Raw genomic sequence first — 252 nt, 5'->3', positions numbered from 1 at the left:
CTGCTGGAACCTATCGGGAATATCCCGCCCGCTGAGGCAGAAGCAAACTTCTATGCTGCTATGGAAAGATCAGATATGGCCGCGTAACTAAGACAATTCAGCCTCCGGCAAACCCGGCGCGGTTCATAGCCCCTTGGCTTTCGGACCCAGCAGCGCCTCCAGTGCCTCGGTGAAATCTCCCGTGGACACGCCCTTGAGGTAAAGCCATGGCAGCAGTTCTTCGATCGACTTCGCTTTGCGAAGATAACGCGG

The 252-nt window shown here is 56.3% G+C and carries 1 pseudogene; it reads right to left on the bottom strand.

The features are described from left to right. Positions 1 to 126: 126 nt before the first annotated feature. Positions 127 to 252 (bottom strand): annotated as a pseudogene (locus tag BV911_RS19465) (IS256 family transposase); the annotation flags it as partial.

The sequence above is a fragment of the Pseudoruegeria sp. SK021 genome (assembly GCF_002119405.1).
GTDB lineage: Bacteria > Pseudomonadota > Alphaproteobacteria > Rhodobacterales > Rhodobacteraceae > Meridianimarinicoccus.
Note: the sequence above shows the minus strand (reverse complement) of the source record. Positions and strands in the feature narration are given on the sequence as shown.